The organism is Nonomuraea sp. 3N208, from assembly GCF_052245935.1.
In the GTDB taxonomy this organism is placed as follows: Bacteria; Actinomycetota; Actinomycetes; order Streptosporangiales; family Streptosporangiaceae; genus Nonomuraea.
In genome coordinates this window covers 1-4,895 of the sequence record NZ_JBQQBR010000112.1, presented here as the reverse complement: position 1 = coordinate 4,895, position 4,895 = coordinate 1, and the positions used below count along the sequence as shown (strand labels likewise).

Below are 4,895 nucleotides of genomic sequence, written 5' to 3'. Positions count from 1 at the left end.
CCTGGTCCGCGCCGGGGCGAAGTTCCGCAAGGGCAAGCTCGTCGAACGCCCCGAGGACTCACCAACGATCGAAGACTCCCAGAAAGCCGCTTAAAAGATCTTGATCCACAGGTATTGACGATTGCTCGGAGAGGTGGTCGTTCAGGCGGAGTGATCACCCTGCTCCGCTCGACCGACATGAGGTCAGAAGGCTGTGTACGGCTGCGGACGTGTGCTCGCGGTGGCCGATGTTGTCGTCACCGTTGTCGTCAGCCCCACATCCCGGTAGTCGGCGGTGGAGGCTCGAAGCGTAGGAGGGCAGCACGTCGGCTCGCGGCCCGAGGGGCGGTAGGTCTGCCGGACGGTCGTGATCCGGTCGTCGTTCTCGCAAGAGCTGCTGCGTCCCTCCTGCAGTGTCGCGCTTGCCGGACGAACATCGAGGATGCCGAGGGAGGTGACGAGCCGGTCATCGTCAGCATCGCACCCATGGTTCAGCACGATGAAAGCGATAGGGGTGATCGAAGCACCGCCCCACACACAAGCAGCCACGAGCACCGCGATCGTCGAGCGCTTCGTGATCAGAAGCTTAGTTCGCCTGCACATTCACTGAGCAATTGTCAAATTCTGTGGATTGCGGGTGATTCACAGGGCTCGAAGCCATTGATCGAGGACTGTGAAGTCTTCATCGGCGAGTCCCCGGTAGGACTCCACGTGGTGGAGGAGAGCCCGGCCGCTATGGTGCGCGGAGACCCACTCCCTATCGGCGTCGGTGATCTCGTCGTCGACCCAGGCGAACGGGCGCCCGCCCGCCCAGTTCACCAGGGTCCGGGTCTTCCAGCAGAGCCTGAACCATCGGTCCTCACGTTCGTGGTGTTCGGTTGGCTCCGGCCACCTCACGACGGGCAGCTGCGGCAGTCCGATTCGGGGTGCTATCTCGGCATTCGCCTCCTCTTCCCAGGTTGTCGCCCAGACGAGTTCGCAGGGCAGCGCTGCCAGCCGAGTCCCCACCTCGGAGGTGAGCCGCGCCAAGCGCGAGTCCGGTGTAGTACCCCGCGGTGCGCGTTGCGGGTCCTCGCCGAAAGGGAGAAGGGGCCCGTCGACGTCGAGGAAGAGCAGCGGGCGTTCGGTATGACCGGTCATGCTGCGCTGACCTCGTCACGTTCGAAGCGGGCTCCGGCACGCACAAGAGCCACCAGGTGAGGCGCGTTGACCGAGCGCCAGCGCGCCTGGGCCGACTCGATCAGCTTGAACGCCATGGCCAGCCCGGCCGCGCGTGATCCCGGCCCTTTGGTGACCTTGGTGCGGTGCCGGACCGTGGCGAAGGTCGACTCAATGGGGTTGGTCGTGCGCAGGTGGATCCAGTGCTCGGCTGGGAAGTCGTAGAACGCCAGCAGTTCGTCGACATCGCCCGTGACCTTGGCCACCGCCTTGCCGTACTTGGCGCCGTACGCGTCCTGGAACGCCGCCACCGCCGCCTCGGCGTGTTCTTTGTCCTCGGCGTTCCAGATCTCGGCCAGCGCCTTCTTCGCTCCCGGGTGCGCGGACTTCGGTAACGCCCCGAGCACATTGGCGATCTTATGAAACCAGCACCTCTGGGCTCTGGCCTGTGGGAACACCTCGCCCAGCGCGCCCCAGAACCCCAGCGCCCCGTCGGCGACGGCCAGCACCGGAGCGCGCATCCCGCGCCGCTTGCAGTCGCGCAGTAGATCGGCCCACGATTCGGTGGATTCGCGGTAGCCGTCGGCCAAGGCGACGAGCTCTTTGCGGCCGTCGGAGCGCACGCCGATCATCACCAGCAGGCACAGGCGCTCCTCCTCCAGGCGCACATTGACGTGGATGCCGTCGGCCCACAGGTACACGTAGTCCACGCCCGACAGGTCCCGGGTGGCGAAGACGCGCTGCTCGGCCTTCCACTGCTCGGTCAGCTTCGTGATCACCGATGCCGACAGCCCCGAGGCTTCGTCTGGCTGGATGCTTTGACGCAGAAGGTGCGTGAGGGCGGCCGGATCATCAACGTGCACTGCCTGGTGGCCACCGCGGTCAACGCCGACGGCCGGCGCGAGATCCTCGGCCTGGACGTCACCAGCGCCGAAGACGGCGCCGGCTGGCTGGCCTTCCTGCGCAGCCTGACCGCGCGCGGCCTGTCCGGGGTGCAACTGGTCATCTCCGACTGTCACGCCGGCCTGGTGGCCGCGATCGGCGCCACCCTGCCCGGCGCCTCCTGGCAAAGATGCCGCACCCACTACCTGCGCAACCTTCTGACCTGCGTCAACAAGTCCGCACAGCCGTTCGTGGCCACCCTGGTTCGAACCATCTTCGACGAGCCCGCCGCCTCCGTGCGCACCCAGCACGTCTGGGTCGTGCAAACACTCGAGGACAAACACCCAGCCGCGGCCGAGCATCTGGACGCCGCCCGCGACCTGCTGGCCTTCGCCGCCTTCCCCCGCGAGATCTGGTCCCAGCTGTGGTCGAACAACCCGCAGGAGCGGCTGAACAAGGAGATCCGCCGCCGCACCGACGTGGTCGGCATCTTCCCCGACCGAGCGGCGATCATCCGCCTCGTCGGCGCGGTGCTGGCCGAGCAGACCGACGAATGGGTCGAAGCCCGCCGCTACATGGGCCTGGACGTCCTGGCCAAAGCCCGGATCCACGTGATCCCCGGCGACACACCCGCACAGAACCCACTCCCGCGGACACTTACCGCTTAACCTGCAGAAACAGGATCACGCGAAGATCGATTCATACACCACGTCCATGGACGTGACCGCTAGCTCGGGTATGAGCCGGTCTTTGTCTGTCGTTGAGGTCTGGCTCAATGTGTCTGCATCAGGTGGGCTGGATGCCTTCGCTGGGTGACCAGTCGAGGGGTAGAGCTGGCTGAGTTCCTCGCCCCGTAGCAGGATCAGGCGAACGCGCTGCCGAGCTTTCCGTTCGGCGATGTTCGTGTCTCTGCCGATGCCCTCATAGGACCCGCCCGCGTCACGCCTGTAGCGACGGCCGTCCTGCTCCTGTATTCGCAGCGGCATCGTGTTGTCCGTCCGGCTCACAGAAAGGGATTCTGCAGCCTCGCAGAGGTGACTTCCATGACTACTGTCGTCAGCGCTGTCGTCAGAACAACAAAAACGCCCCGGAGCGATCTTCGCTTCGGGGCATCTTGGCTGGTCAGTTGCTGTGGTCAGGGGCGGGGTCGAACCGCCGACCTTCCGCTTTTCAGGTGTAGCAATCAGCCTGTTGGCAGGCCGCGACCAGGAGGTGGGGGCCGCCTGTGGTGCCTTCCGTGTAGGACTGGTGGCTGACGTTGCCGTCAGCGTTGCCGTCGACATTCAGCGGGGGACCACCTGAGCACGGACGCCTGGAAGATCATCGAATGCGGCCGAGGCGTCCATCGTGATCACTGTTCTCGCGGTGGCCGCGGCCGTCGCCGCAATCAGGAGATCGTACGCGCCACGAGACTTACCTTCTCGTCGAACATGCGCCATAAGACGAGCATGGACTCTGGCGACGTCTGTCGTGTATTCCTCGACTGGAATCAACGCCAGGACTTCATCGACGAAGGCCTGCCGATTGGGCCGGCGAGCCGCATCGGCCATTTCCACACCGACGAGCAGCTCCGCCACAGTGATCGCCGCGATCGCCACATCATCGGGGTCTTCGATCACTGCGTCCACGGACGCCTTGCCCCGCTCGGCCGCGATGAGCACACCCGTGTCCAGGATCAGGCGTCGGGCCACGTGCCCCTCATCTCGTCGTCGATTGCCTCGCGGGCCGCCGCGACATCAGCCTCGAAATCCGCGTCCAGCGTCCCCGCCCTTCTGGCCAGAAACGCCTTGACCATACGCCCTGGTGCAGTGGGCGCAGGGCCGATCACGGCGATTTGCTTCCCGCCACGAGTCACCACAATGGTCTCCCCGTGCTCCACCTCGTCTAGGACGGTGGCGAAGCTCCGAGACGCTTCAGTGGCAGTCATCACCTTCATAGAATCAGATTATCTGATGATGTCGGCTCCTGTTCAGCGAGTCGAAGCGTGCCCTTGCTCTCGTGAAGTCACTGACCTCAGCCAAGAAGGGATCAAGCCGTCACATGGCGATGCATAGGCGCGACAGCCGTAGCGATCTGCCAGCCGTTCATCCGGTGCTCACACCCCGACTGCAGATGACCGTCCGCTTCGTTTGTTGCCTTCAGCGGACACAAAAACGCCCCGGAGCGATCTTCGCTTCGGGGCATCTTGGCTGTTCAGGAGAGGTGGTCAGGGGCGGGGTCGAACCGCCGACCTTCCGCTTTTCAGGCCGAGCTATCACCCTGCTCGATTGATTGAGACCGTGGTCAGGGATGTGTGGAGGGTAGCCGCAGTGAGCCCGCGTGTGGGGACGTTGCTGTCAGCACTGCTGTCACCAGCCAATAGGGGATTGCCAAGATCTTTCAGGTGTGCGGAACCATGTCCTCATGTCAGTGACTGAGTTCGCCGGCGTGACCGAGGACAAGGATCGTGACGTCATCTCCAAGGGAGGACTGTACGGGTTCGCCCGCAGCCGACAGCCTGCGGCCATGCAGGCCACCAGCTGAACAGCGCACCGACTCGTGTCAGTACATCTTCGTGGTGGTGCGCTGGATGACGGCGGGGGCCAGACGGACGCCGTTGGCCGTGACCCGGTGGCCGCGGGTGTCGGTGACCCGTACGGCGAAGGGGCCCCGGCCCGCGCCGGACTGGGCGATCCAGTAGTTGTAGTCGGCCCGAGCCAGCTTGCGCCAGGCGCCGCCGCCGGCCTTCACCTCGACCGAGGCGAGCGGATGTAAGCATTCATCAGCTCTGTGACGCTTTGTGATGCTTGCTGGTCAGTCGGTCAGGACGATCGGGGGCATCCAGAGGTGGCCGGTGAAGGCTCGGCGGATCGTGTCCAGGGCGTTCAGGCCGTGCT

General features: G+C 64.9%; 6 protein-coding genes, 1 tRNA gene and 2 pseudogenes. 1 reads left to right on the top strand and 8 read right to left on the bottom strand.

Annotated elements, in window-relative coordinates:
• Nucleotides 1–183: 183 nt before the first annotated feature.
• From ACTWPT_RS59480 to ACTWPT_RS59470, 3 genes and pseudogenes are all read right to left on the bottom strand, one after another.
• On the bottom strand, nt 184–582 hold the full coding sequence (locus ACTWPT_RS59480; RefSeq protein ID WP_443186384.1) for a hypothetical protein: 399 nt from the start codon (nt 580–582) through the stop codon (nt 184–186).
• Nucleotides 583–621: 39 nt separating this feature from the next.
• Nucleotides 622–1,119, bottom strand: a complete 498-nt coding sequence (locus ACTWPT_RS59475) for an HAD domain-containing protein (protein ID WP_443186383.1) — start codon at nt 1,117–1,119, stop codon at nt 622–624.
• Nucleotides 1,116–1,934: pseudogene (locus tag ACTWPT_RS59470) on the bottom strand (IS256 family transposase); the annotation flags it as partial. The gene ACTWPT_RS59475 and the pseudogene ACTWPT_RS59470, both read right to left, overlap by 4 nt.
• Between ACTWPT_RS59470 and ACTWPT_RS59465 the strand changes: the two are divergent.
• Nucleotides 1,929–2,687, top strand: a pseudogene (locus ACTWPT_RS59465) (IS256 family transposase); the annotation flags it as partial. The pseudogenes ACTWPT_RS59470 and ACTWPT_RS59465 sit on opposite strands and share 6 nt — an antisense overlap.
• 15 nt (nt 2,688–2,702) lie before the next feature.
• On the opposite strand, the gene ACTWPT_RS59460 reads toward ACTWPT_RS59465, so the two are convergent.
• The 5 genes from ACTWPT_RS59460 to ACTWPT_RS59440 all read right to left on the bottom strand — a co-directional run bounded on the left by ACTWPT_RS59460 (nt 2,703) and on the right by ACTWPT_RS59440 (nt 4,803).
• Nucleotides 2,703–3,026 carry a hypothetical protein gene (locus ACTWPT_RS59460; RefSeq protein WP_443186382.1) on the bottom strand — a complete coding sequence of 108 codons (324 nt, stop codon included), beginning with the start codon at nt 3,024–3,026 and terminating at the stop codon, nt 2,703–2,705.
• A gap of 276 nt (nt 3,027–3,302) precedes the next feature.
• Complete coding sequence (locus ACTWPT_RS59455) at nt 3,303–3,710, bottom strand: PIN domain-containing protein (RefSeq protein WP_375117958.1); 408 nt, start codon at nt 3,708–3,710, stop codon at nt 3,303–3,305.
• Nucleotides 3,695–3,955, bottom strand: coding sequence for a type II toxin-antitoxin system Phd/YefM family antitoxin (locus ACTWPT_RS59450; protein ID WP_443186381.1), 261 nt, complete (start codon nt 3,953–3,955; stop codon nt 3,695–3,697). Before ACTWPT_RS59450 ends, ACTWPT_RS59455 begins: the two co-directional genes overlap by 16 nt.
• Before the next feature lie 267 nt (nt 3,956–4,222).
• Nucleotides 4,223–4,285: transfer RNA gene (locus ACTWPT_RS59445), tRNA-Phe, on the bottom strand.
• Nucleotides 4,286–4,560: 275 nt separating this feature from the next.
• Nucleotides 4,561–4,803, bottom strand: a complete 243-nt coding sequence (locus tag ACTWPT_RS59440; RefSeq protein ID WP_443186385.1) for an expansin C-terminal domain-related protein — start codon at nt 4,801–4,803, stop codon at nt 4,561–4,563.
• Nucleotides 4,804–4,895: the final 92 nt, after the last annotated feature.